A 23,291-nucleotide genomic window follows, 5' to 3' on the forward strand; every position below is an offset into this window, starting at 1 on the left:
TTTTGGAAAGACGTTTCTGGAACGACATGGAGTAACTATGACCAGACCTGCCATCATCATTAATGAGTTCGATGCGGAGCGTATCGACAGACTGCTGGAACTACCTGCTTACGCAAACTCTCCGGTGGCTGGCGCGCTGAACGACGAACTGGACCGCGCACAAATGTGCCCGCCGGAACAGGTTCCGCCTGATGTCGTGAGCATGAACAGCCAGGTGAGATTTCGCGATCTGACCAGCGGCGAAGAGCGCGTACGAACTCTGGTATTTCCTGCGCAAATGACAGACAGCAACACGCAGCTTTCCGTGCTGGCCCCGGTGGGCGCAGCGCTGATTGGCCTGCGCGTCGGTAGCACGATTCACTGGGAACTCCCCGGCGGCACGTCCACGCATCTGGAGGTGCTGGAACTGCTCTACCAGCCGGAAGCAGCCGGTGATTACCAACGCTAATTGCGATGAATTAAGAGGATGCCCCGGCATCCTCTTTCTGTCTCTGGCGGCTGCTTCTGGCGATATTGAAAAAACTTTACACCCTTCCACGCAGCGAACGATAAATTTGAGATATCAATGACAAACTAAAAAATCATAATATGCTTTGATATCAAATACAGAGACAAGGAGGAATGCATATGTACAAGACAATCATTATGCCCGTTGACGTATTCGAGATGGAATTGAGTGATAAGGCTATCGCTCACGCTGAATTTCTGGCGCAGCAGGATGGGATCATTCATCTGCTCCACGTGCTGCCCGGCTCGGCCAGCTACACCATGAGCCGTTTCGCGGCGGATGTGCGTCGCTTTGAAGAGCATCTTCATCAGGAAGCGATCAACCGTTTAGAAACGATGAAAAGCCACTTCAGTATCGACCCCGAGCGCCTGAAACTGCACGTGCGCATCGGCAGCGTTCGCGACGTGGTGAACGAGCTCGCTGAAGAACTGAAAGCAGACGTGGTGGTTATCGGTTCCCGTAACCCGTCCATCTCTACTCACCTGCTGGGCTCGAATGCCTCCAGCGTTATTCGCCACGCCCATGTGCCGGTGATGGTGGTGAGATAAAAAAAGAGGCTACCTTTCGGTAGCCTCTTACTTTTGCAGGTGTCGTCTTACTTCTTTTTTTATGCCGTTTTGGTACGAATCAGATAATCAAAGGCGCTGAGTGACGCTTTCGCGCCTTCACCGGCGGCGATGATAATCTGTTTGTACGGAACGGTGGTGCAGTCACCCGCGGCAAAGACGCCTTTGACGCTGGTTTCACATTTCGCATCGATGATGATTTCACCCATCCGGTTACGCTCGATCGCGCCTTCCAGCCAGGTGGTGTTCGGCAGCAGGCCAATCTGAACGAAGATCCCCGCCAGTTCAACCTGATGCGTATCACCGCTTACACGGTCACGGTATTCAAGGCCGGTGACTTTGCTGCCGTCGCCTTTCACTTCCGTGGTTTGCGCATTCAGAATGATATCGACGTTTTTCAGGCTGCGGACTTTATCCTGCAGAACCTGATCCGCTTTCATTTCCGGTGCAAATTCCAGCAGCGTAACGTGTTCAACCACGCCCGCCAGATCGATTGCCGCTTCCACGCCGGAGTTACCGCCACCGATAACCGCAACGCGTTTGCCTTTAAACAGCGGGCCATCGCAGTGCGGACAATAGGTTACGCCCTTGGTGCGATACTGATCTTCGCCCGGCACGTTCATGTTGCGCCATTTTGCACCGGTTGCGATGATGATGCTGCGCGCTTTCAGCACGGCGCCAGACGCGGTTTCAATCTGGTGTAAGCCACCTTCCTGCGCCGCCGGAATCAGCTTCGATGCGCTCTGGCTGTCAATCACATCAACATCATATTCACTGACGTGAGCTTTCAGGGCGCCAGCCAGTTTCTGACCTTCAGTTTTCGGTACGGAGATATAGTTTTCAATATCAACGGTATCGAGTACCTGACCGCCAAAACGTTCGCCCATCAGGCCGGTACGGATGCCTTTACGCGCTGAATAGACAGCGGCAGCGGCACCGGATGGGCCGGAACCCACGATCAGCACTTCATAAGCATCGCGGGTGCTCAGCTCTTCCGCTGCGCGTTTTTCTGCACCGGTGTCAATCTTCGCTACGATTTCCGTCAGCGTCATGCGGCCCTGACCAAACTCCTGACCATTCACGAACACTGCCGGAACGCCCATCACGTTACGTTCGGTGATTTCGTTCTGATAGGTGCCGCCGTCGATCGCCGTGTGTTTGATGCGCGGGTTCAGCACGCTCATCAGGTTCAGCGCCTGCACCACGTCCGGGCAGTTGTGGCACGAGAGCGAGTAATAGGTTTCGAACTCAAAATCGCCGTCGATGTTACGGATCTGTTCCAGCAAAGACTGCGCTTCTTTCGACGGATGACCGCCGGTCCACAGCAGCGCCAGTACCAGCGAGGTGAACTCATGCCCCAGCGGGGAGCCAGCAAAACGCGGCCCCTGGTGGGAACCTGGGTTGGTAATCAGGAACGACGGTTTACGAACGGCAAGCTGGTTGTCTTCTTTGAAGGTCACTTTATCTGACAGTTCAGCAATCTCAGCCAGCAGTTCCTTGATTTCTGCCGATTTGGCGCTGTCATCCAGCGTGGCAATCAGCTCAACAGGTTTGGTCAGCTTTTCAAGATAGGCTTTGAGCTGGTTTTTCATGTTGGTGTCGAGCATTGTTAATCTCCTGGGCTAAATACATCATCATGCAAGCTGCCTCATTCGGGCGGCCTGGATGCAACTTGCATCATAGTGCGTGGGGGAAGAAAAACGGGTGCTAAGCACCCGTTGGTTGCCGGGTGGCACTGCGTTTACCCGGCCTACATTTGTAGGCCCGGGCAAGGGTCGCGCCGCCGGGCAATAAAGACTTAGATTTTGCCGACCAGGTCCAGAGACGGAGCCAGAGTTGCTTCGCCTTCTTTCCATTTAGCCGGGCAAACTTCGCCTGGGTGAGAAGCAACGTACTGTGCTGCTTTGATTTTACGCAGCAGGTCAGATGCGTCACGGCCAATGCCTTCAGCGGTAACTTCGATAGCCTGGATGATACCCTGCGGGTCAACAACGAAGGTCGCACGGTCAGCCAGACCTTCGTCTTCGCGCATATTCTCGAAGTTACGGGTCAGGGCGCCAGTCGGGTCGCCGATCATCGCGTATTTGATTTTCGCGATGGTTTCAGAGCTGCTGTGCCATGCTTTGTGAGTGAAGTGGGTGTCGGTAGAGACAGAGTACACATCCACGCCCAGTTTCTGCAGTTCTTCGTAGTGGTCTGCTACGTCGCCCAGTTCAGTCGGGCAAACGAAGGTGAAGTCAGCCGGATAGAAGAAGAATACGCTCCAGCGACCTTCGGTATCTTTCTCGGTTACTTCGATGAATTCGCCGTTTTTGAATGCCTGGTTTTTGAAAGGTTTGATTTTAGTGTTAATTAAGGACATCTATACTTCCTCCGTGTTTTCGTTGAGTTGTAAGTTAACGAAATTTGGTTGATAGGGCCAATGCGTTTCCATTATCAAATCAATAAGCGTTACCTTACAACCGACTCAAGACAACATTGTGAACCTGAAAATGAGTAAGGCACGAAACGCCCCTTACCCGTCTAATCTGCGTAAAGTAAAAAGGCCCCCTCTTCAGGCGGCCCCGTTACCTGAACACCCGTCGGTGGATTCAGCGCCAGCCAGGCTGGCTATATGTTGCGCTCTACATTACCTTAACAAAGGTTGTAACAGCTAAGGGATTACATCACCCCACTCTTCAAAGGGCAATCCACCACCGGTTGGTCTTATCTATGGTTGTGATAGGCTACACCATTCCTTTCATCTTACGGACTGATTTTACAGAGATTTTCTATGCTAAAACGTTCTTTACTCCTCACCCTTCTCCCCCTGTTCGCCCACGCGGAAGAGCTCCCTGCGCCGGTAAAAGCCATCGAAAAACAGGGTATTACCATCATAAAACCGTTTGACGCACCCGCAGGTATGAAAGGCTATCTCGGTAAATATCAGGATATGGGCGTGGCTATCTATGTGACACCTGACGGCAAACACGCCATTTCCGGCTATATGTATGATGAGAAAGGGCAAAATCTCAGTGAGCAGCTGTTCCAGAAAGAGATTTATACCCCAGCCGGGCAGGAAATGTGGAAGCGTATGGAAAAAAGCGCGTGGTTACTGGACGGTAAAAAAGACGCGCCGGTCGTCCTGTACGTTTTCGCCGATCCGTTCTGCCCGTATTGCAAGCAGTTCTGGCAGCAGGCGCGTTCGTGGGTTGATGCGGGAAAAGTGCAGCTTCGCACATTGTTGGTTGGCGTTATCAAACCTGAAAGCCCGGACACCGCTGCGGCCATTCTGGCGACGAAAGATCCTGCCAAAACCTGGCATGACTATGAGCAATCCGGTGGAAAATTGAAGCTCACCCTTCCCGCGACCCCAGCAGCGGATGCGATGCGTACATTAAATGAAAATCAGAAACTGATGGATGACCTAGGCGCAAACGTCACACCCGCCATTTACTATATGAATAAAGAAGGCCAGTTACAGCAGGTCGTCGGCCTGCCTGATGCCCAAAAACTGAAGGTCATGATGGGCGAAGAGTAATTAACCCAGGGTGATTGTATAAAAATAAAATATTAATCACCTTGTTTTCTATGATCAGTAGTAAAACACTATTTTCTGATATATATTTAGTCAGGATGTAAGGTGCTTTAAGTTTTACGAAAACATGGAATGTTAATAATCTTCACGGTACAGGATAGCTTCAGCGCCTTCTCTGCTATCTGTACCGATAACAAGGACAACATAATGGCTAACCTCTATGATCTAAAGCGGTTCGATCTTAACTTATTAGTTATTTTTGAATGCATTTATCAACATCTCAGCATCAGTAAAGCCGCGGAGACGCTGTTTATTACCCCGTCCGCCGTCAGCCAGTCATTACAGCGCTTGCGCATTCAGCTCAACGACCCGCTGTTCGTGCGTTCTGGCAAAGGGATCACGCCTACAACGGTCGGCGTTAACCTGCATCATCACCTCGCGGACAATCTGGAACAGCTGGAAAAAACCATCAATATCATGAGTCATTCGGAACTAACGAAGCGCTTTGTGATTTATGGTCCACAGATTTTTATTTCCGGCCCCGTTATCAATATCGTAACCCGTTTGCTGGACGATGCCAGCATAGAAGTTGCCCATTACGATTACGTCGCAACCTCCGATAACATCGAAGATTTAATGAGTTACAGAAAGGCCGATTTGGTTTTAAGCACCTCGCCTATTATTAACCGTTCGGTAATCTGCGAACCCTTTAAAGAGGTGCCTACGGTGTTAGTCTGCCGCGAGGATCACCCTCGTTTGGGAGAACGCGCAACACGGGAAGAGATTCTTCTGGAACGTTTCGCGACTTACACAACGGAAGAACCGGGTATTAAAGGTTATCAGACGGAAGTGGATGAGCAGTACCTGGGCAGACGCACAGGATTACGCACTAATTCACTTATTGGTATGGTCAACATCATTCAGAAAACCGATTTAATCGGCATTATTCCGCGTGAATTTTTTGATTATTTAGGTGAGCATAGCAGGCTGAGAGAAATTAGCACACCTGAACCATTACCGTCGATAATGATATACATTATCTATAATCGTTCGTCGATGAACACGCCATCATTCGCCAAAGTGATTGAAAAAATCGCGACGTATAATGAATTATTTGAGTGAATTGATTATTGATATACATTCATACTCATAATGCATATCTATCAACAAATGTATCTTACAGTAACCATTAATTAAAATATTACATTCGCCATCCTTGTCGTTATATGATAGCAAGAAATCACGCCACATATTTCGCAAGGATTGCCGACAATGACGTTATTAAAGGTTCCATTATCCTGTACTGTGTTGGAAGCCAGCCAGCATCGCGCAGCCTGGGCCTTACAGAATTTCCCCCGTGTTTGCGTCTCCTTTTCAGGTGGTAAAGATTCCACGGTAATGCTTCATATTACCGCGCTGCTGGCGCGAGAAATGGGTAAGAAAATCAGCGTTCTGTTTATCGACTGGGAAGCGCAATTTTCCAGTACCATTACCCATTGCGAACGCATGCGCGATCTCTATAAAGATGTTATCGAGAATTTCTATTGGGTGGCGATTCCCCTTACTACACAAAATGCCCTTACTCAGTTTGAACCCGAATGGCAATGCTGGGAGCCAGGTGCGCAATGGGTACGGCAGCCGCCAGAAGGCGCGATAACCGACCCGACAATATTCCCGTTTTATCGCCAGGGCTGTACTTTCGAAAGCTTTGTCCAAAGCTTTGCGGAGTGGTTTTCACAACAACGACCGGCAGCCATGCTGGTCGGGATCCGCGCCGATGAATCCTATAATCGATTCCTGACCATCTCATCGCAGCGCAAGCAGCGTTTCGCCGATGATAAACCCTGGACTACCGCCGCGCCTGGCGGCCATGCCTGGTACGTGTATCCCATTTATGACTGGAAAACAGCGGATATCTGGACCTGGTTCGCCCGCACTAAGCACTGCTATAACCCCTTGTACAACCTGATGTACCAGGCTGGCGTACCACCCCGCAACATGCGCATTTGTGAACCCTTCGGGCCGGAACAGCGCCAGGGGCTATGGCTCTATCATGTACTCGAACCTGAGCGTTGGGCCGCGATGTGCCAGCGCGTGAGCGGCGTGCACAGCGGCGGTGTATATGCCGGGCGCGATAACCAGTTTTATGGTCATCGCAAAATCGAGAAGCCCGCGCACCACAGCTGGCGCAGCTATGCGATGTTTTTGTTGCAGAGCATGCCGCAAACCACCGCTGAGCATTACCGCAATAAAATTGCGGTTTACCTGCACTGGTATCAAAAACAGGGTATGGACGACATTCCCGATAGTCAGGAAGGCGACGTGGGCTCTAAAGATATCCCGTCCTGGCGACGCATCTGCAAGGTTCTGTTGAATAACGATTACTGGTGCCGGGCTCTCTCTTTCAGTCCGACAAAGGCCACCCACTATCAGCGCTACCGCGAGCGCATAAACCAAAAACGGCAACAATGGGGGATCCTGTGCAACAACAATTAATTAATGATATGACCACCTGGCTAGAATCGCTTGATGTCGAGGCGCGTATAGAAGCGATCAATCACTTTCGCCAGGCACTGCATGGCGTGAGCCCCTTTAACGATCAGCCTGTGGATTGTGTGATTTGGGTAAAAGAAGAACAGATTGCACCAAACGCCTACAATCCCAATAACATGGCACCGCCGGAAAAACGACTGCTACAGAAATCGCTGGAGGCAGACGGTTTTACACAGCCGCTGGTCGTGATGGATAAAGATGGCCATCAGTATGAAATTGTGGATGGTTTTCACCGCTATGCGCTCGCCAGCAGCAAACCAGCCTTGAAAAAGCAGTTTAAAGGCTACCTGCCCATCACCAGTATCGATAGCCGCAGCACCACGTTGCCATCGCGCATGGCGGCCACCGTGCGACACAACCGCGCGCGTGGGCGACATCAAATTAATGCGATGTCGGATATCGTGCTGGAACTGGCGCGTCTGGGCTGGGACGATGAGAAAATCAGCAAAGAGCTGGGGATGGACAGCGACGAAGTGCTGCGTCTGAAGCAGATTAACGGCCTGCTCGAAATGTTCGGCGATCGTAATTTCTCACAGGCCTGGACCGTTAAATAATCAGAGCTGGCGCAAGCGTTCTGCCGCCGCCAGCAGAGTCGATTCCTGCTTGGCAAAGCACAGACGAATGAGTTTATGCGGGAATGGATCGGCGCAAAAAACCGATAACGGAATCGCGGCAACGCCCACCTCGGTCGTCAGCCACTGGCAGAAGCTCACGTCATCCTTATCAGAGATAGCGCTGTAATCGGCTAGAAAGAAATAGGTGCCTTCACAGGGCAGAATTTCCAGTCGGCTCTCTCTCAACGCTTCAATAAACAGATCTCGCCGCTCACGGTAAAACGTGGGCAAATGGCGATAGTGCTCCGGCTGGGCACGCAGCATATCCGCCAATGCCAGCTGCGCCGGGGTATTTACCGCAAAGGTCAAATACTGATGCACTTTGCGCAATTCGGCACTTATCGCCGCTGGCGCAATGCAGTAGCCAACCTTCCAGCCCGTCATATGATAGGTTTTGCCAAACGAGGAGACCGCGATAGCCCGTTCACGCAGTTGCGGATGGGCCAGCACGCTGGCGTGGCCCTGCGGATCAAAGCAGATATGTTCGTAGACTTCATCGCTCAGTACATAGATTTCCCGCTCCGCTATCGCCTGCCAGAGTGAGGCAAAATCCGCCGTATGCCAGACGGTGGCAGACGGGTTGTGCGGCGTGTTGAGAATCACCAGCCGCGTTTTATCGCTCAGTAAGGCGCGAAACGCGGCCCAGTTAACACGAAAATGCGGCGGCTGTAGCGCGATGCGCTTAAGTACGCCGCCGGACAACTCCACTGCTGGCGCATAGCTGTCATAGCTCGGGTCAAAACAGATGACCTCATCACCCGGACGCACCAGCGCGGTGATTGCCGCATAGAGCGCTTCCGTCGCGCCTGCCGTCACGGTGATATCGCTATTGGCGTCCGGCGTGTAGCCGTATAACGCCCCGGTTTTTTCGGCAATGGCGTCGCGCAGCGCCTGTACGCCAGTCATTGGCGCGTACTGGTTCGCGCCTGCGGCAACGTGATGCGCCAACCGCTCCTGCAAGTAGCGCGGGCCATCGAAATCCGGAAAACCCTGCGACAAATTAATCGCCTGATGTTTAATCGCCAGTGCACTCATTTGCGTGAAAATGGTGGTGCCGAGATTAGGTAATTTACTCTGTGGGATCAGTGGGTTGTGCGTCATTATTGTTGTTCCATCTGTGATGCAGTGTTGAAGCCACTATAACACGATGCTAGTATTTGGCAATCAAGACGTTTAGACGTCTATAAAACAATAATATCCTGAGGCACAACATCTATGAATCAAACTGATATTCGCGTGGTCACCGGCCCTGCCAACTACTTCTCGCACCCCGACAGCCTGCAACGTCTGAACGATTTTTTCAGCCCGGAGCAACTCTCCCGCGCGGTGTGGATTTACGGCGAAAAAGCAATTGCAGGCGCACGCCCTTATCTGCCGGAATGCGCCACTGCACCGGGATCAACGCAGATTTTGTTCACCGGCCACTGTAGCGAACGGGATGTGAACGCACTGGTCGCGCAGGCTGGCGATAACCGCAGCGTTGTCATTGGCGTAGGCGGCGGCGCGCTGCTTGATACGGTGAAATCCGTTGCGCGCCGGCTGAATATACCGTTTGTCGCTATCCCCACTATCGCCGCGACTTGCGCCGCATGGACGCCGCTTTCCGTGTGGTATAACGATGCCGGTCAGGCGCTGCATTTTGAGATTTTCGACGACGCCAACTTCCTGGTACTGGTCGAGCCGCGCATTATCCTCAACGCGCCGGCGGAATATCTGCTGGCGGGCATTGGCGACACCTTAGCGAAATGGTATGAAGCCGTGGTTCTCGCCCCGCAACCGGAAACGCTGCCGCTGACGGTACGCCTGGGCATTAATGGCGCGCTGGCGATTCGGGATGTGCTGCTGGAGAGCAGCGAGCAGGCGCTAATTGATCAGCAGCAGGGGAAATTAACCCAGGCATTTCGCGACGTAGTAGATGCCATTATCGCGGGCGGTGGTATGGTTGGCGGCCTGGGCGAGCGCTTCACTCGCGTTGCCGCCGCGCATGCGGTGCATAACGGCCTCACCGTACTGCCGCAAACGGAGAAATTCCTCCACGGCACCAAGGTCGCCTACGGTATTCTGGTACAAAGCGCCCTGCTCGGTCAGGATGATGTGCTGGCGCAACTGGTCCAGGCCTACAAGCGCTTCCATTTACCCACTACGCTTGCGCAGCTTGACGTCGATATTCACAACCGCGCGGAGCTCGAAAAAGTCATCGCCCATACGCTACGTCCGGTAGAATCCATTCATTTCCTGCCCATCGAACTGACGCCGGAGACGCTGTTTGCAGCCTTTGAAAAAGTGGAAAACTTCGCGGGTTAATCTATGATGCCTGATGGAACCAGACGATGGTCAATCCGTATAACAGCACGCGCGAAAAACTGGCTGCGATTTACGGCTGTAAACAGGAACAAATTAGCCTGTATCTGCCAAAAGAGGGTTAACAGCAGCGCGCGCCGCCTTTTCCACCGTAGCGGGCGTCCTGGCGATCGCGGAAGAATTCTTCATACGTCATGGGCGTCTGGTCAGGATGGGTAACGCGCATATGTTCAACATAGTTGTCGTAATCCGGCACGCCAATCATCATTTTCGCGGCCTGGCCTAAATATTTTCCTGCTTTTGATAACGTGTCGAACATGGTGAATTCTCATTGATTGTGGTGCGTTTTGTTCCCCTCACCCCGCCCTCTCCCACAGGGAGAGGTTTAGGGTGAGGGCATCTATCAATGCGCCCCTTTCGCCTGGGTCACAATCTCTTCCAGGTTTTCCGGCATCGGCTCATAAGGGGTTTCTTTCGCCGTCGGTTTGTCCTCTTTCAGTGCTGCCAGAGCGGTCTTAATCGAGAACAGCGCCAGCACGACAACCACCACCATAAAGAAGATGGTCAGGCCAGCATCCAGACGGTTGTTAAACACCAGTTGCGCCAACTGGGATTCCGTGTACTGCGGAGGAATCGCCCCGCTGTCGATCATCGCCTGGAATTTATTGGCGATGGCCAGGAAGCCCACGCGAACGTCCGGGCTGAACGCTTTCTGCCAGCCTGCCGTCAGTGTACACACCAGCAGCCAGGCCGTTGGCACCAGCGCCACCCACGCATAGCGTTGGCGTTTCATCTTAAACAGTACCACCGCACACAGCATTAACGCCATACCTGCGAGCATCTGGTTAGCGATACCAAACAGTGGCCACAGGGTATTGATACCGCCTAACGGGTCAACCACGCCCTGGTGCAGGAAGTAGCCCCACGCCAGTACGCACAGCGCCGTCGCCAGCAGGTTCGCGGGCAGCGAGTCAGTTCTCTTCAGATTCGGATTAATGACGCCCAGCAGGTCCTGCAACATAAAGCGCGCCGCTCGCGTACCGGCATCCACCGCCGTCAGGATAAACAGCGCTTCAAACAGAATAGCGAAGTGATACCAGAACGACACATCCATCAGGCCGCCGAGCGCGCCGTGCAGAATGTACGCCATGCCCACCGCCAGCGTCGGCGCACCGCCCGCACGCGAGATAATCGACTGCTCGCCTACTTCATTGGCAATATGGTTGAGGGTTTCCGGCGTTACCGTAAAGCCCCAACTGCTCACCACCTGCGCGGCAGAAGCCACCACATCAACGGTGCCTGCCGGAGCCAGCATCGCCATTGGGCTGTTCATCGCAAAGTAGACGCCCGGGTCGATGATACAGGCGGAAACCAGCGCCATAATAGCGACGAAGGATTCCATCAGCATACCACCGTAACCAATCAGGCACGCCTGACCTTCATTCGCCAGCATCTTCGGCGTGGTGCCTGAAGCAATCAGCGCATGGAAACCCGAGACCGCGCCACAGGCGATAGTGATAAACAGGAACGGGAACAGGTTGCCGGTCCACACCGGGCCGGTGCCATCAACAAATTTGGTCAGCGCAGGCATGGTCAGCGTCGGGCGCATAATCAGAATGCCAACGGCAAGCCCAACAATGGTACCGATTTTCAGGAATGTGGAGAGGTAATCGCGCGGCGCCAGCAGCAGCCACACCGGCAACACCGCCGCCACGAAACCATAGCCCACCAGCATCCAGGTTAGCTGTACGCCCGTGAAGTCAAACCACGGTGCCCAGGTTTCGCTTTCCGCCACCCAACCGCCAGAAATAATGGCAAAAATCAGGAAGAACAGACCGATAACGGAGACTTCGCCAATACGCCCTGGGCGCAGATAGCGAATGTAGATCCCCATAAACAGCGCCAGCGGAATGGTAAACGCCACGGTGTAGGTTCCCCACGGGCTGTGCGTCAGGGCTTTCACCACGATCATCGCCAGCACCGCCAGAATGATCACCATGATCATAAAGGTGGCAATCAGCGCGATAACCCCGGCGGTTGGCCCCATCTCCTCTTTCACCAGTTCACCCAGCGAACGACCATCGCGGCGCGTGGAGACAAAGAGCACCATAAAGTCCTGCACCGCCCCGGCAAGCACCACGCCCGCGAGGATCCAGATCATGCCAGGCAAATAGCCCATCTGCGCCGCCAGCACCGGGCCCACCAGCGGCCCCGCCCCGGCAATCGCCGCAAAATGGTGACCGAACAGCACTTTCTTGTCGGTCGGTACATAATCCAGCCCATCGTTATGACGCACGGCGGGCGTCATACGCGAAGGGTCGACCGCCAGTACATTTTTGGCGATATAGCGGCCATAAAAACGATAAGCAATCAAATAGATACAGACTGACGCCACCACTATCCAAAGGGCGTTAATCTGTTCACCACGATTGAGGGCGATGTAGCCCAGGGCAAACGCTCCGACAATGGAGAGCAATGCCCATGTGAGGTATTTCCCTGAATTGTTCATAGATGTTGTCCGTGTGAGTCGCTGAGAATGTTACATTTTATTTCTGTATCAACAGGATTGATTTAACAACTCAGAAACCAATAAGTACAACAAGAACACTACGTATTTACATCACATTGTTAACGGGATCACTTAAGTGGCGAAAAGAAGTGTAAAAACAGGCAGGATGAGTGAAGTGTGTCGCTGCTTTTGCCGGGTGGCGCTTTCGCTTACCCGGCCTACGAATTTCCACGAACCCCAGGCCCGATAAGCGCAGCGCCATCGGGCAATTGGGCGCTAATCTAGCCGATCACCGCCGTCCCCAGACGACAGGTGCAGCAGCGTCGCCCTTGTTCATCGAACACGACAATTTCCCAGCTTTGGCTCTGGCGACCTAAATGCAGCGGGCGGCAGACGCCGCGCACTTTACCCTGTGAGACCGGGCGGTGATGCGAGGCGTTTAGTTCCGTTCCCACTACACACTGTCCGTCGCGGGTCATCATAAAACCCGCCATTGAACCGAGCGTTTCAGCCAGCGCCGCCGAGGCTCCCCCATGTAATAGGCCAAACGGCTGATGGGTACGGGCATCCACCGGCATTTCCGCTTCGAGAATGTCATCCCCGAGATGGGTGTAAACAATCCCCAGGTGCGCCACCATCGTATTCAGACTGGTGGCATTCAGTTCTTCAAGCGATAAGTGACGTTTCCAGATCATCTTACGCCCCCAGCGTCGAGCCGCCGTCAACCACGATGTCCTGCAACGTGATATGGCTGGCACAATCTGAGGCGAGGAACAGCACCGTGTTAGCAATTTCCTGCGGTTTTGCGATTTTCCCCAATGGAATGCCGAGCTTAAACTGCTCGCCAAAACCGCGAATACGCTGCTGTTCCGCATCGTCGCTTTGCCACATTCCGCGCTGCATATCGGTGTCCGTCGATCCCGGTGAGACCAGATTGCAACGTACGCCGGAACCCGCCAGTTCGAGGCCTACCGTCAGTGCCAGGCTTTTCAGCGCCGCTTTCGAGGCACCATAGGCGCTCATGCCTATACGCGGCGTATGCGCGGCATCGGACGCCACGGTGACAATCGCTCCGCCCTGCTGTCTGCGGAAGGTCGCCATGGTCTGCTGGAAAAAGTTGAATGCTCCACCGACGTTGACCGCAAAGGTCTGCTGCCAGTCGTCAATGCTCAGCGCATCCGTCGCGCCCATACGCAGAATACCGGCTGCGTTCACCAGCACGTCGAGACGCGGCGTGGTCGCGAGCAGGTGCTCACACACCTGCGCCACCTGACGCGCATCGGAGACATCCAGCACCTGCGTGGTAAAGGGATACGCCTCGTCTGAGAAGGCGAGATCAAACCCCACTACCGCTGCGCCAGCATCGACAAACGCCTGCGCGGTGGCAAAACCAATGCCTCTACCCGCACCGGTAACCCACACCGTTTTGCCGCTGAAATTGAAGCCGCTCATCACTTCACCTCGCGGGAAAGCAGCGCCCACCAGGCGTCAATCGTCGGGTTCTTCGCCAGCATCACAAAATCGATATCGCCGTACACTTTACGCCAGCGCGCGGCCAGCGCCATCATGCGTACGGAATCCAGGCCATAGTCGATCAGGTTCTCATCATCCATCGGCTCGTCGGATTCATCCAGCAGCGGCAGCACCAGCGCACGCAGTGCGGCTTTGCTGGCCGGAACGGACGGCAGTAGTTCATCCGTCATCACCACGCGGCCACTGCGCCCGGCGACATAATTCAGCGACATCAAATGCTCGTCGCGGCTGAAGTCCGCCAGCGCGTCGGCGACAAAGAACGGCTTGATATCACGCATAAACGCGTCGGTCGCGGTAGTCATACAGCCAATGTGCGCATACACGCCGGTAATGATCAGTTGATTGCGACCCGTCTCTTTGAGCATCAGCTCCAGCGGCGAGCGATGGAACGCGCTGTAGCGCCACTTCACCAGCACCGTATCCGCTTCGTCTGGCGTCAGCGCGGCGACAATTTTTTGCTGCTCTGGCGAACGGGTCAGGCCCGGCCCCCACATATCATTCAGCAGGGCGCGATCTTCATCGCTCTGCTCTTTCGGCTGGGCGGTGTAGTAGACCGGAATATTATTCTTTTTGCAGAAATCACGCAGCGCGGCGATGTTCGCCACCACGGTTTCCATCATCTCGCTGTTATCGCCCCAGAAGTTGAGGAAATATTCCTGCATATCATGGATAAGCAGCGCCGCGCGCTCAGGCTCAAACGCCCAGCTCACTTTGTTATCCGGAAGATCCATTGCCGTCGGCAGTGCGTAACCCTTTAATTTTGGAATAGCCATTCTGTTCTCTCCTTCAGCCCAGCGCGCGGGAAGCCAGCCACTGACGCAGTTGTTTTTTATCGACTTTACCGACGTGGGTCAGCGGCAGTTCATCCACACACTCGACGCGATCCGGCAGTTTAAAATCAGCGACGCCCTGCTCGCGCAGGAAGCGACGAACCTGAACGGCACGCAGGGGTTCTTTCACCACCAGATACGCGCAGCTTTTTTCGCCCATCAGATCGTCTTCCATGCTGACCAGCGCGGCGTGGACAACCGACTCATGCTTAAGCAGCAGGTTTTCTATCTCTTCAGCGGCTATCTTCTCTCCGCCACGGTTGATCTGATCTTTCTCGCGCCCCTGGACGGTAATGTAGCCCTCTTCATCAATAGAGATGAGATCGCCGGAACTATAGAAACCGTTGGCATCAAAGGCGCTGGCGTTGTGCTGCGGGCTTTTGTAGTAGCCGCGGAAGGTGTACGGCCCGCGCGTCATCAGTCGCCCCACTTCGCCACGCGGCAGCGGTTCGCCGTTTTCATCGGCCACCCACACTTCATCGTCAGGGCACATCGGGCGGCCCTGGGTATTGATGATGCGCTCCAGGGAATCATCCAGTCGGGTGTAGTTCACCAGCCCTTCCGCCATACCAAAGACCTGCTGAAGCTGGCAGCCAATTTCTGCCGGAATACGTGCGGCAAGCGTCGCGGAAAGCCGTGCCCCGCCCACTTGCAACAGCTTCAGCGAACGCAGCGACGCATTGTCGCCCCACTCGGCGATGGCCTGTAACCACAGGCTGACGGCGGGCGGCACCAGCGCCGCCACGTTCACCTGATGTTTTTCAATCAGCGGAAAACAGAGCGTGGCGCTCGGGTCGGCGGCCAGCACCACGGTGCCTTCGGCCAGGAACACGCCCAGCGCGCCCGGCGAGCTCATCACGTAGTTATGCGCCGACGGAATCGCGCATAAGAAGCGGGTTTCCGGGGTGAAGTGACAAATTTCATTACTGCGGCGAATGCTGTAGTAGTAATCGTTATGCGTACGCGGAATCAGCTTCGGCGTACCGGTGCTGCCGCCGGAAAGCTGGAAGAAGGCCACTTCGTCGGCGGGCGTTGGCGTGGCGGTAAAATTATCCGCCGCCTGAGTCAGCGCCGCATCGAGTGAGTGCTCACCTTCGCCACCACGCAGCAGCACCACGCGTACTGACGGATGATTTTCGATAAAGGTATTCAGGAAACTGTCATCGGCGAACAGGGCGTGTGTGCGATCGGCAATCAGCAGCGACGGTTCGATTTGATCGGCATAGGCATTCAGCTCAGTGCGCTGATGGCTGAACAGCGCATTCACCGGCGCGACGCCAATTCGCAGCAGCGCAAACAGCGTCATATAGAACTCGACAATATTGCCAAGCTGCACCAGCGCCGTTTCGCCCTGCTTCAGCCCCTGGCGCTGAAGCGTCGACGCCAGGTTATCGACCGCGCGGTTAAGCTGGCGATAGGTGATTTCACGTTCGCCATCAATAACCGCTACAGCATCACTGTTCGCGTGGCGGGTTAAAATATCGGTCAGCGGCAGATCCTGCCAGTAGCCTTTTTCACGGTAGCGTGCCGCCAGGTCCGCTGGCCAGCGGGTAAATTCCACAGACATCGTTACTCCTTACTGCAAACCAAAAACGTTCAACATGGTGGAAAGCTTCACGCCCGTTTCACGCCACTCCGCTTCGGGAGAAGAAGCAGGCACAATGCCGGCTCCGGCAAACAGACGTACTTTGTTCGCATTCACTTCAGCGCAGCGGATAGTGACCACCCACTCGCCGTTTCCTTCGGCATCGCACCAGCCCACAATGCCGCCGAACAGGTCGCGTTCGAAAGGCTCCAGATCGGCGATGATTTGTTTCGCCGCCAGATGCGGGAAACCGCTCAGGGCAGGTGTCGGGTGCAACAGGCACGCCAGAGACAGCGCGTTTTCCGCCGGGTTAGCCTCGCCTTCAATCGGCGTCGCCAGATGCCAGAGGGTGGGCGTAGTAATCAACTGCGGGGTTTCCGGCAGCGACAGCGAGCGGCTGCGCGGGGCCAGCGTGGCTTTCATCGCCTGGGTCACCAGTTCGTGTTCGTGGCGATCTTTTTCCGATGCCAGCAGCTTGTTGCCCGCTTCCCTGTCCAGCACATCATCCGGTTGACGACGCGCGGAACCGGCCAACGGCAGAGAGCTGAAATGGCTCCCCTCTTTACGCAGCAGCAGTTCAGGGCTCGCACCCAGCAGCACGCCGCCGTTCTCCAGCGGTACATGGAAGTTAAAACTTGCCGGGTTCTGCGCGACCAGGCGCTCCAGCAGTACACCGCTGTCCAGCGGGCGATCGGTGGCGATTTCAATCAGACGCGAGAGCACGACCTTATCGACCTGCGGCGTGGCGGTCAGCGCCGCGGCGCGAGCGACCATCTCCATAAACACCGGCTGCTGCGGAATTTCGCGGCGTTCGGTTACGCCAACCGGCGAGGCCGATGCGATATAGCGTGCAGAGTGCTGCTTCCCGGTACGCGAGAAGGATTGCCAGTGTTTAGGGATAAAGAGTGAAGAGGGTTGGTTGGTATCAAAGGGGATCGCGCCGACCATCACCGGTTTTTCGATCCCCGCCGCTTTCGCCTCGGCAAATGCGGCAGCAAGTTGTTGCTGGAAAGAACTGTTCAGGGCATCGCCGCCTGCCGCCGGGCAGGAAAAACGACGAAAACAACCGGTGGCGGTGAAGCTCCGGTAAGGCGACATAAAGAAGAAGTTATCCGCGCAGAGTGTTTCTTGCTGCTCGTTCGTATCCACAGCCAGTGACGTTTCCATATCATCCTCCAAAACGATAAAGATATTACGAATAATTATCATTTATATTTTCGGTCGGTAACCTAAAAGTAAATGCATCGTATGTCAACAGCACGGGGTAGTAAGTTGTGCTCAATAGACTGCTTTGCCTTACAAGTGCGATAAACCGCGTGCTTTTTACGGTATTTCTTCATGGACTTGCATCCAGCAGGCACAATGATTGAAAATGAGAAGCATTCACTACACCATAAACAGGATACCGCGCTGTGAACTTTTCTTCCCTGCACCACAAAACGCTGCTGTTGGGCTTTGTCAGCCTTTTAGGACTATCCTCAGCCACCGCCGCCGACTGGCCACGCCAGGTCAGCGACAGCCGTAGCACACTCACGCTTGAGCACAAACCAGAACGAATTGTCTCCACCAGCGTCACGCTGACCGGTTCATTACTGGCGATTGATGCCCCCGTGGTTGCCAGTGGGGCCACCACGCCGAACAACCGTGTGGCCGACGGTCAGGGTTTCCTGCGCCAGTGGAGCGAGGTGGCGAAACAGCGCAAACTGGCACGCCTCTATATTGGCGAACCCAGCGCGGAAGCCGTCGCCGCACAAATGCCGGATTTAATTCTGATCAGCGCCACCGGCGGCGACTCGGCGCTGGCGCTCTACGACCAGCTTTCCCCTATCGCCCCCACGCTTATCATCAACTATGACGATAAAAGCTGGCAGGAACTGCTAACGCAGCTTGGGCACATCACCGGCCAGGAAAAAGAGGCGAGCGCGCGTATTGCAAGCTTTGATAAAAAACTCGCCGAGGTGAAACAGCACATCACCCTGCCGCCACAGCCGGTAAGCGCCATGGTTTATACTGCCGCCGCGCACAGCGCCAACCTGTGGACGCCGGAGTCCGCGCAGGGCAAGTTGCTGGAACAACTCGGCTTTACGCTTGCGACGTTGCCCGAAGGGCTGCACGCCAGCCAGAGTCAGGGAAAACGTCACGATATTATTCAACTTGGCGGGGAAAATCTGGCAACGGGCCTGAACGGCAAAAGCCTGTTCCTGTTCGCAGGCGACCAGAAAGATAGCGACGCTATCTACGCCAACCCGCTGCTTTCCCATCTGCCTGCGGTACAGCAAAAGCATGTATATGCTTTAGGCACCGAAACCTTCCGCCTCGACTACTACAGCGCGATGCTGGTGCTGGAGCGGTTGTCTGCGCTGTTTAGCGCGAAGTAACGATTTGCCGGATGGCATATCCGGCCTACCAGACCTGTGCCACGGGTTTTGCCGGATGGCGGCGCGTTGCGCCTTATCCGGCCTACTGACATGCGCTGGGATTACCAACTGCTCCGGCACCTCGTAGGCCCGGTAAGCGCAGCGCCACCGGGCAACCGCACAGAGCGCTTACCCTTCAACAATCACCGGCTGCTGGCGGAAACGCCGCAGCTCGGTCAACAGGCCTACCAGGATAACGCCGACAATCGCCAGTGCCCAACCGCTGGCGCTGGCCGACGCCACCGGCGTCAGAATGGCCCCTAACCCGCCGAGCAGCGCCGCACCAATGGCATCGCCCGTCACGTTCTGCGCCGTCCATAATCCGTTGATACGCCCGAGCATTGCTTCCGGCGTTTGCGTCTGAATGAGGGTGTACTGCAACAGCGAGCTAATCGCGCTCAGCCAGCCGAACAGCGCCAGGCACACCACGCCCATTGCCCACATCGGCATCAGCGCAAACAGGCCAATCGCCACGAACGCCGCGACGGAGGAGAGCAGCATAATGCGCCCGGGCCGCTCATGGCGTGCCAGATTGCCGCTGGTCAGCGCACCCAACGCCGCCCCCAACGGGATTGCCGCATACAGCAGGCCAATTTGCGCCGCCGACATCTGCCAGTTCAGCGCCAGCGCCGGATAAAGCACGCGCACCGCACTCGCCATGGTCAGCAAACCGCCCAGCAGGGCAATGCCGCCAATCAACGGGCTGGCAAGAAGAAAGCGGAACCCCGCCACCAGCGAGGCCAGCGGATGTTCCCGCTGCTGCGGCGGAGGGGGAAGCTGTGGCAGACGCAGCAGGGTGAGCGTGGTAATAAAGGTGCCCAGCGCCGCCAGCAGGTAGTTCCAGGAAACGCCGCCGGACGCCAGCAGCAGGCCGCCGACCATCGGTGAAATCACCGAGCCCAGACGCACCGTCAGCATGGTGATCGCCCCGGCCTGCATTAAATTCTCGCGCCCGACCAGCACCGGCGTCGCCGCCAGTAACGCCGTGACACCCAGCGAAGCAAAGAAACCATCCCATAGTCCCAGCAAATAGATGGCAATCAGCGACGGTTCCGGCAGCAGGGCATTCAGCCACAGGCCGATAAAACCGATGCCGCAGGTGCCGCGCGCCAGCAGGATCAGCTTGCGGCGCTCATAGCGGTCGGCCAGCACGCCGCCGACCATCAGGCCGATAAACATCGCCCCGCCGGTAAGCGTGACGGAAAGCCCCACCTGCCAGGTGGAATGGGTCATCATTTGGATCTGGACCGGAACGGCAACGCCGAGAAGCCCCAGAGAGAGAATAGAGATAAATCGGGCGATAAAGACGGCACGAAAGGCCGGATGCGTTTTGAGCAGGCTAAGGTTCAGCAGCCAGGATTGTCGATTCATTACAGCGCCTTGATGCTTTTTTTTCATACCATTTTCGTGGGCGCACATGCTAACATAAACGAATAAGATAGATAACGATAATTACTATCATTATCAACTTCAGGGATGTGTTATGTCGTTTTCCACTACCGCGTTGCGCGCCGTTGCGCTGCCCGGTTTGTTTTTGCTGCTACTCCTCGCAGTAACACTCAGCTTACTTATCGGCGCGAAAGCGCTCCCGGTTTCCGTGGTTGTCGATGCCTTTAGCGGCACCTGTCAGAGTGCGGACTGCACTATTGTGCTCGATGCCCGTCTACCCCGAACGCTTGCCGGATTGCTGGTAGGCGGCGCGCTGGGCCTTGCCGGGGCGTTGATGCAAACCCTCACCCGTAACCCGCTGGCCGACCCTGGCCTGCTCGGCGTCAACGCCGGCGCCAGTTTTGCCATCGTGCTGGGTGCGGCGCTGCTCGGTATCGCTTCACCGGAACAACAACTGTTAATGGCCTTTTGCGGCGCGTTTATGGCGTCATTGATTGTGGCCTTTACCGGCAGCCAGGGCGGCGGCCAGTTGAGCCCCGTTCGTCTGACGCTGGCGGGCGTGGCGCTGGCGGCAGTGCTGGAAGGCTTAACCAGCGGCATCGCCCTGCTCAACCCCGACGTTTACGATCAACTGCGCTTCTGGCAAGCGGGCTCGCTGGATATCCGCACCTTTACCACGCTGAAAGTGGTGCTGGCCCCCGTACTCATTGCCGGTATTGCTGCGCTGATGCTCAGCCGGGCGCTGAACAGCCTGAGCCTCGGCACCGACACCGCCACCGCGCTGGGCAGCAAAGTGGCGCGTACACAAATTTTTGGCCTGCTGATCATCACCGTACTGTGCGGCAGCGCCACGGCGGTTGTTGGCCCGATCGCCTTTATTGGCCTGATGATGCCGCATATTTCACGCTGGCTGGTAGGTGCCGATCACCGAAGATCGTTGCCTGTTACGTTGCTGGCAACCCCTTCCCTGCTGCTGTTCGCCGATATCATTGGTCGCTTAATTGTACCAGGCGAGATGCGCGTCTCGGTCGTCAGCGCCTTTATCGGCGCGCCGGTGCTTATCTTCCTGGTACGACGCCAGCGCGCGGGAGGTGGCCGATGATTGCCCCGTCGCGTCGTTTAGTCGCAACCTGCCTGCTGCTGGCAGCCGCGTGTCTGTTGGTGATGATCTGGAGCCTGCGCAGCGGTGCAGTCACGCTTGAGTTTAGCCAGGTGCTTTCCGCTCTGCTGGGCGATGCGCCGCGTGCAATCACCATGGTGGTGACCGAATGGCGTCTGCCACGCGTGGTCATGGCGCTGGTGATTGGCGCAGCGCTCGGCGTCAGCGGCGCTATTTTCCAGTCATTGATGCGCAACCCGCTCGGCAGCCCCGATGTAATGGGCTTTAATACCGGGGCATGGAGCGGCGTGCTGGTCGCCATGGTGTTCTTCGATCAGCACCTTACCGCCGTTGCTATTGCGGCGATGATGGGCGGGATTCTGACCGCGCTGATTGTCTGGCTGCTGGCCTGGCGCGACGGCATTGATACCTTCAGGCTTATCATCATCGGCATCGGCGTGCGTGCAATGTTGGTGGCGTTCAATACCTGGTTGCTATTACGCGCGTCGCTGGAAACCGCCATCTCTGCCGGACTGTGGTATGCAGGCTCGCTCAACGGCCTGACCTGGGCAAAAGCCTGGCCGTCGGTGCCGATTATTATCGTGATGCTGGCCTGCGCCGCTCTGCTGGTACGCCGCCTGCGGTTACTGGAGATGGGTGATGACACCGCCTGCGCGCTTGGCGTTCGCGTAGAATATTCACGACTGCTGATGATGTTTGTTGCCGTCATTCTTACCGCGGCTTCCACCGCGCTGGCAGGGCCGATCTCCTTTATCGCGCTGGTAGCACCGCACATCGCCCGCCGTCTCAGCGGCACTGCGCGCTGGGGCCTGATGCAGGCGGCACTGTGTGGCGCGCTGCTGTTAGCCGCTGCCGATTTTTGCTCGCAGCAGCTGTTCCTGCCTTATCAGCTTCCGGTCGGCGTCGTGACCGTAAGCCTGGGCGGTATTTACCTTATTGTGTTGCTTATTCAGGAGTCCCGCAAAAAATGACCGTTTCTCAGCCCCGTTTACGCGGTGAGCAGTTAACGCTGGCCTATGGCAAAAAGACGATTGCGGAAAACCTTAACGTCACCATTCCCGACGGCCATTTCACCGCCATTATTGGCCCCAACGGCTGCGGAAAATCTACGCTACTGCGCACGCTCAGCCGTTTGATGACGCCCACGCAGGGGCACGTTTTTCTCGATGGTGAGCACATTCAGCATTACGCCAGTAAGGAAGTGGCGCGCCGCATTGGCTTACTGGCGCAAAACGCCACCACGCCGGGCGATATTACCGTGCAGGAACTGGTTGCACGCGGGCGTTATCCTCATCAGCCGCTGTTTACCCGCTGGCGCGAAGAAGATGAACGCGCGGTGGCGAAGGCGATGCAGGCCACGGGCGTGACAAATCTCGCCAGCCAAAGCGTCGATACGCTCTCCGGCGGTCAACGCCAGCGCGTGTGGATAGCGATGGTGCTGGCGCAGGAAACCGCCATTATGCTGCTGGATGAGCCGACCACCTGGCTTGATATCAGCCATCAAATCGACCTGCTGGAGCTACTGAGCGAACTCAATCGTCAACAGGGTTACACGCTGGCGGCGGTGTTGCATGACCTCAACCAGGCCTGCCGTTACGCCACGCATTTGATTGCATTAAAGGAAGGAAAGATCGTAGCGGAAGGCGCACCGGGCGAGATCGTCAGCGCGGAGCTTATTGAGCAGGTTTACGGTTTAAAATGCATGATCATTGAAGACCCGGTCGCCGGAACACCGTTGGTGGTGCCGCTTGGGCGAAGCGGGCGGACCTGAGATTTGCCCGGTGGCGCTGCGCTTACCGGGCCTACGAGCGTGAGGTTTGCCAGGCCGGATGCGGCGCATCCGGCAAAT

The 23,291-nt window shown here is 55.8% G+C and carries 22 protein-coding genes and 1 pseudogene; 12 read left to right on the forward strand and 11 right to left on the reverse strand.

Translation table 11 applies throughout. From position 1 onward, the window contains the following. Window positions 1-37 precede the first annotated feature (37 nt). Window positions 38-448, forward strand: a complete 411-nt coding sequence (rnk, locus tag G163CM_RS11150; protein WP_015965401.1) for a nucleoside diphosphate kinase regulator — start codon at window positions 38-40, stop codon at window positions 446-448. Window positions 449-627: 179 nt separating this feature from the next. Further along, window positions 628-1,056 carry a universal stress protein UspG gene (uspG, locus tag G163CM_RS11155; RefSeq protein WP_015965402.1) on the forward strand — a complete coding sequence of 143 codons (429 nt, stop codon included), beginning with the start codon at window positions 628-630 and terminating at the stop codon, window positions 1,054-1,056. 59 nt (window positions 1,057-1,115) lie between these two features. Here uspG and ahpF read toward each other — a convergent pair whose 3' ends face one another. Further along, window positions 1,116-2,681 carry an alkyl hydroperoxide reductase subunit F gene (gene ahpF, locus G163CM_RS11160; protein ID WP_231828214.1) on the reverse strand — a complete coding sequence of 522 codons (1,566 nt, stop codon included), beginning with the start codon at window positions 2,679-2,681 and terminating at the stop codon, window positions 1,116-1,118. A gap of 191 nt (window positions 2,682-2,872) precedes the next feature. Beyond that, window positions 2,873-3,436 carry an alkyl hydroperoxide reductase subunit C gene (gene ahpC, locus G163CM_RS11165; protein ID WP_015965404.1) on the reverse strand — a complete coding sequence of 188 codons (564 nt, stop codon included), beginning with the start codon at window positions 3,434-3,436 and terminating at the stop codon, window positions 2,873-2,875. Window positions 3,437-3,847: 411 nt separating this feature from the next. Between ahpC and dsbG the strand changes: the two genes are divergently transcribed. The 4 genes from dsbG to G163CM_RS11185 all read left to right on the forward strand — a co-directional run bounded on the left by dsbG (window position 3,848) and on the right by G163CM_RS11185 (window position 7,698). Next, a complete protein-coding gene (gene dsbG / locus G163CM_RS11170; RefSeq protein ID WP_231828216.1) occupies window positions 3,848-4,594 on the forward strand; it encodes a thiol:disulfide interchange protein DsbG in 747 nt (248 codons plus the stop codon). Window positions 4,595-4,798: 204 nt separating this feature from the next. Then, window positions 4,799-5,713, forward strand: coding sequence for a DNA-binding transcriptional repressor CitR (citR, locus tag G163CM_RS11175; protein ID WP_231828217.1), 915 nt, complete (start codon window positions 4,799-4,801; stop codon window positions 5,711-5,713). A 150-nt stretch (window positions 5,714-5,863) separates the two neighbouring features. Continuing rightward, complete coding sequence (locus G163CM_RS11180) at window positions 5,864-7,087, forward strand: phosphoadenosine phosphosulfate reductase (protein WP_231828218.1); 1,224 nt, start codon at window positions 5,864-5,866, stop codon at window positions 7,085-7,087. Then, a complete protein-coding gene (locus tag G163CM_RS11185; protein ID WP_231828219.1) occupies window positions 7,072-7,698 on the forward strand; it encodes an IbrB-like domain-containing protein in 627 nt (208 codons plus the stop codon). The genes G163CM_RS11180 and G163CM_RS11185 overlap by 16 nt, the downstream gene beginning before the upstream one ends. On the opposite strand, the gene G163CM_RS11190 is transcribed toward G163CM_RS11185, so the two are convergent. After that, window positions 7,699-8,859 carry a pyridoxal phosphate-dependent aminotransferase gene (locus G163CM_RS11190; protein WP_231828220.1) on the reverse strand — a complete coding sequence of 387 codons (1,161 nt, stop codon included), beginning with the start codon at window positions 8,857-8,859 and terminating at the stop codon, window positions 7,699-7,701. A 114-nt stretch (window positions 8,860-8,973) separates the two neighbouring features. On the opposite strand from G163CM_RS11190, the gene G163CM_RS11195 reads away from it, so the two are divergent. Both G163CM_RS11195 and G163CM_RS11200 read left to right on the forward strand, forming a co-directional pair. Continuing rightward, the gene (locus tag G163CM_RS11195; protein WP_231828221.1) at window positions 8,974-10,062 is read left to right on the forward strand and encodes an oxidoreductase; all 1,089 of its coding nucleotides are present in this window, start codon (window positions 8,974-8,976) and stop codon (window positions 10,060-10,062) included. Window positions 10,063-10,097: 35 nt separating this feature from the next. After that, window positions 10,098-10,184 (forward strand): annotated as a pseudogene (locus tag G163CM_RS11200) (helix-turn-helix domain-containing protein); the annotation flags it as partial. On the opposite strand, the gene G163CM_RS11205 reads toward G163CM_RS11200, so the two are convergent. From G163CM_RS11205 to entC, 7 genes are all read right to left on the reverse strand, one after another. Next, window positions 10,181-10,378, reverse strand: a complete 198-nt coding sequence (locus G163CM_RS11205; protein WP_015965413.1) for a YbdD/YjiX family protein — start codon at window positions 10,376-10,378, stop codon at window positions 10,181-10,183. The pseudogene G163CM_RS11200 and the gene G163CM_RS11205 overlap by 4 nt on opposite strands. Before the next feature lie 84 nt (window positions 10,379-10,462). Further along, window positions 10,463-12,568 (reverse strand): pyruvate/proton symporter CstA, encoded by a 2,106-nt coding sequence (cstA, locus tag G163CM_RS11210; protein WP_015965414.1) that lies wholly within the window; start codon window positions 12,566-12,568, stop codon window positions 10,463-10,465. A 281-nt stretch (window positions 12,569-12,849) separates the two neighbouring features. Next, window positions 12,850-13,263, reverse strand: coding sequence for a proofreading thioesterase EntH (gene entH / locus G163CM_RS11215; RefSeq protein WP_015965415.1), 414 nt, complete (start codon window positions 13,261-13,263; stop codon window positions 12,850-12,852). A 1-nt stretch (window position 13,264) separates the two neighbouring features. Continuing rightward, window positions 13,265-14,020 (reverse strand): 2,3-dihydro-2,3-dihydroxybenzoate dehydrogenase EntA, encoded by a 756-nt coding sequence (gene entA, locus G163CM_RS11220; protein WP_231828222.1) that lies wholly within the window; start codon window positions 14,018-14,020, stop codon window positions 13,265-13,267. Continuing rightward, window positions 14,020-14,874, reverse strand: a complete 855-nt coding sequence (locus G163CM_RS11225) for an isochorismatase (RefSeq protein WP_231828223.1) — start codon at window positions 14,872-14,874, stop codon at window positions 14,020-14,022. The genes entA and G163CM_RS11225 overlap by 1 nt, the downstream gene beginning before the upstream one ends. Window positions 14,875-14,887: 13 nt before the next feature. Then, a complete protein-coding gene (gene entE, locus G163CM_RS11230; RefSeq protein WP_231828225.1) occupies window positions 14,888-16,498 on the reverse strand; it encodes a (2,3-dihydroxybenzoyl)adenylate synthase EntE in 1,611 nt (536 codons plus the stop codon). A gap of 9 nt (window positions 16,499-16,507) precedes the next feature. Continuing rightward, window positions 16,508-17,683 (reverse strand): isochorismate synthase EntC, encoded by a 1,176-nt coding sequence (gene entC / locus G163CM_RS11235; protein WP_231828226.1) that lies wholly within the window; start codon window positions 17,681-17,683, stop codon window positions 16,508-16,510. Window positions 17,684-17,928: 245 nt separating this feature from the next. Here entC and fepB point away from each other — a divergent pair, with 245 nt between their 5' ends. Continuing rightward, a complete protein-coding gene (fepB, locus tag G163CM_RS11240) occupies window positions 17,929-18,894 on the forward strand; it encodes a Fe2+-enterobactin ABC transporter substrate-binding protein (RefSeq protein WP_231828227.1) in 966 nt (321 codons plus the stop codon). 168 nt (window positions 18,895-19,062) lie between these two features. Here the strand turns inward: fepB and entS are convergent, their stop codons facing one another. Then, a complete protein-coding gene (gene entS / locus G163CM_RS11245) occupies window positions 19,063-20,304 on the reverse strand; it encodes an enterobactin transporter EntS (RefSeq protein WP_231828228.1) in 1,242 nt (413 codons plus the stop codon). Between the two features lie 112 nt (window positions 20,305-20,416). Here entS and fepD point away from each other — a divergent pair, with 112 nt between their 5' ends. From fepD to fepC, 3 genes are read left to right on the forward strand one after another with little or no spacing between them, the layout of a single operon-like run. Continuing rightward, window positions 20,417-21,424: a Fe(3+)-siderophore ABC transporter permease gene (fepD, locus tag G163CM_RS11250; protein ID WP_231828229.1), complete on the forward strand. Its 1,008-nt coding sequence runs from the start codon at window positions 20,417-20,419 to the stop codon at window positions 21,422-21,424. After that, window positions 21,421-22,413: an iron-enterobactin ABC transporter permease gene (gene fepG / locus G163CM_RS11255; protein ID WP_231828230.1), complete on the forward strand. Its 993-nt coding sequence runs from the start codon at window positions 21,421-21,423 to the stop codon at window positions 22,411-22,413. Before fepD ends, fepG begins: the two co-directional genes overlap by 4 nt. After that, a complete protein-coding gene (fepC, locus tag G163CM_RS11260) occupies window positions 22,410-23,213 on the forward strand; it encodes an iron-enterobactin ABC transporter ATP-binding protein (protein ID WP_015965424.1) in 804 nt (267 codons plus the stop codon). Before fepG ends, fepC begins: the two co-directional genes overlap by 4 nt. The last annotated feature ends 78 nt before the right edge of the window (window positions 23,214-23,291 follow it).

Origin of the sequence: Pseudocitrobacter corydidari, assembly GCF_021172065.1 — a bacterium.
Classification (GTDB): Bacteria; Pseudomonadota; Gammaproteobacteria; order Enterobacterales; family Enterobacteriaceae; genus Pseudocitrobacter; species Pseudocitrobacter corydidari.

What these genes read in the sequence shown, in the direction of transcription:
- ahpF (WP_231828214.1), bottom strand. Translation starts at nt 2,681, where the DNA reads ATGCTCGACACCAACATGAAAAACCAGCTCAAAGCCTATCTTGAAAAG.
- citR (WP_231828217.1), top strand. Translation starts at nt 4,799, where the DNA reads ATGGCTAACCTCTATGATCTAAAGCGGTTCGATCTTAACTTATTAGTT.
- entE (WP_231828225.1), bottom strand. Translation starts at nt 16,498, where the DNA reads ATGTCTGTGGAATTTACCCGCTGGCCAGCGGACCTGGCGGCACGCTAC.
- entC (WP_231828226.1), bottom strand. Translation starts at nt 17,683, where the DNA reads ATGGAAACGTCACTGGCTGTGGATACGAACGAGCAGCAAGAAACACTC.
- ahpC (WP_015965404.1), bottom strand. Translation starts at nt 3,436, where the DNA reads ATGTCCTTAATTAACACTAAAATCAAACCTTTCAAAAACCAGGCATTC.
- entH (WP_015965415.1), bottom strand. Translation starts at nt 13,263, where the DNA reads ATGATCTGGAAACGTCACTTATCGCTTGAAGAACTGAATGCCACCAGT.
- G163CM_RS11180 (WP_231828218.1), top strand. Translation starts at nt 5,864, where the DNA reads ATGACGTTATTAAAGGTTCCATTATCCTGTACTGTGTTGGAAGCCAGC.
- fepC (WP_015965424.1), top strand. Translation starts at nt 22,410, where the DNA reads ATGACCGTTTCTCAGCCCCGTTTACGCGGTGAGCAGTTAACGCTGGCC.
- G163CM_RS11195 (WP_231828221.1), top strand. Translation starts at nt 8,974, where the DNA reads ATGAATCAAACTGATATTCGCGTGGTCACCGGCCCTGCCAACTACTTC.
- uspG (WP_015965402.1), top strand. Translation starts at nt 628, where the DNA reads ATGTACAAGACAATCATTATGCCCGTTGACGTATTCGAGATGGAATTG.
- G163CM_RS11225 (WP_231828223.1), bottom strand. Translation starts at nt 14,874, where the DNA reads ATGGCTATTCCAAAATTAAAGGGTTACGCACTGCCGACGGCAATGGAT.
- fepG (WP_231828230.1), top strand. Translation starts at nt 21,421, where the DNA reads ATGATTGCCCCGTCGCGTCGTTTAGTCGCAACCTGCCTGCTGCTGGCA.
- entA (WP_231828222.1), bottom strand. Translation starts at nt 14,020, where the DNA reads ATGAGCGGCTTCAATTTCAGCGGCAAAACGGTGTGGGTTACCGGTGCG.
- fepD (WP_231828229.1), top strand. Translation starts at nt 20,417, where the DNA reads ATGTCGTTTTCCACTACCGCGTTGCGCGCCGTTGCGCTGCCCGGTTTG.
- G163CM_RS11190 (WP_231828220.1), bottom strand. Translation starts at nt 8,859, where the DNA reads ATGACGCACAACCCACTGATCCCACAGAGTAAATTACCTAATCTCGGC.
- dsbG (WP_231828216.1), top strand. Translation starts at nt 3,848, where the DNA reads ATGCTAAAACGTTCTTTACTCCTCACCCTTCTCCCCCTGTTCGCCCAC.
- G163CM_RS11205 (WP_015965413.1), bottom strand. Translation starts at nt 10,378, where the DNA reads ATGTTCGACACGTTATCAAAAGCAGGAAAATATTTAGGCCAGGCCGCG.
- cstA (WP_015965414.1), bottom strand. Translation starts at nt 12,568, where the DNA reads ATGAACAATTCAGGGAAATACCTCACATGGGCATTGCTCTCCATTGTC.
- rnk (WP_015965401.1), top strand. Translation starts at nt 38, where the DNA reads ATGACCAGACCTGCCATCATCATTAATGAGTTCGATGCGGAGCGTATC.
- entS (WP_231828228.1), bottom strand. Translation starts at nt 20,304, where the DNA reads ATGAATCGACAATCCTGGCTGCTGAACCTTAGCCTGCTCAAAACGCAT.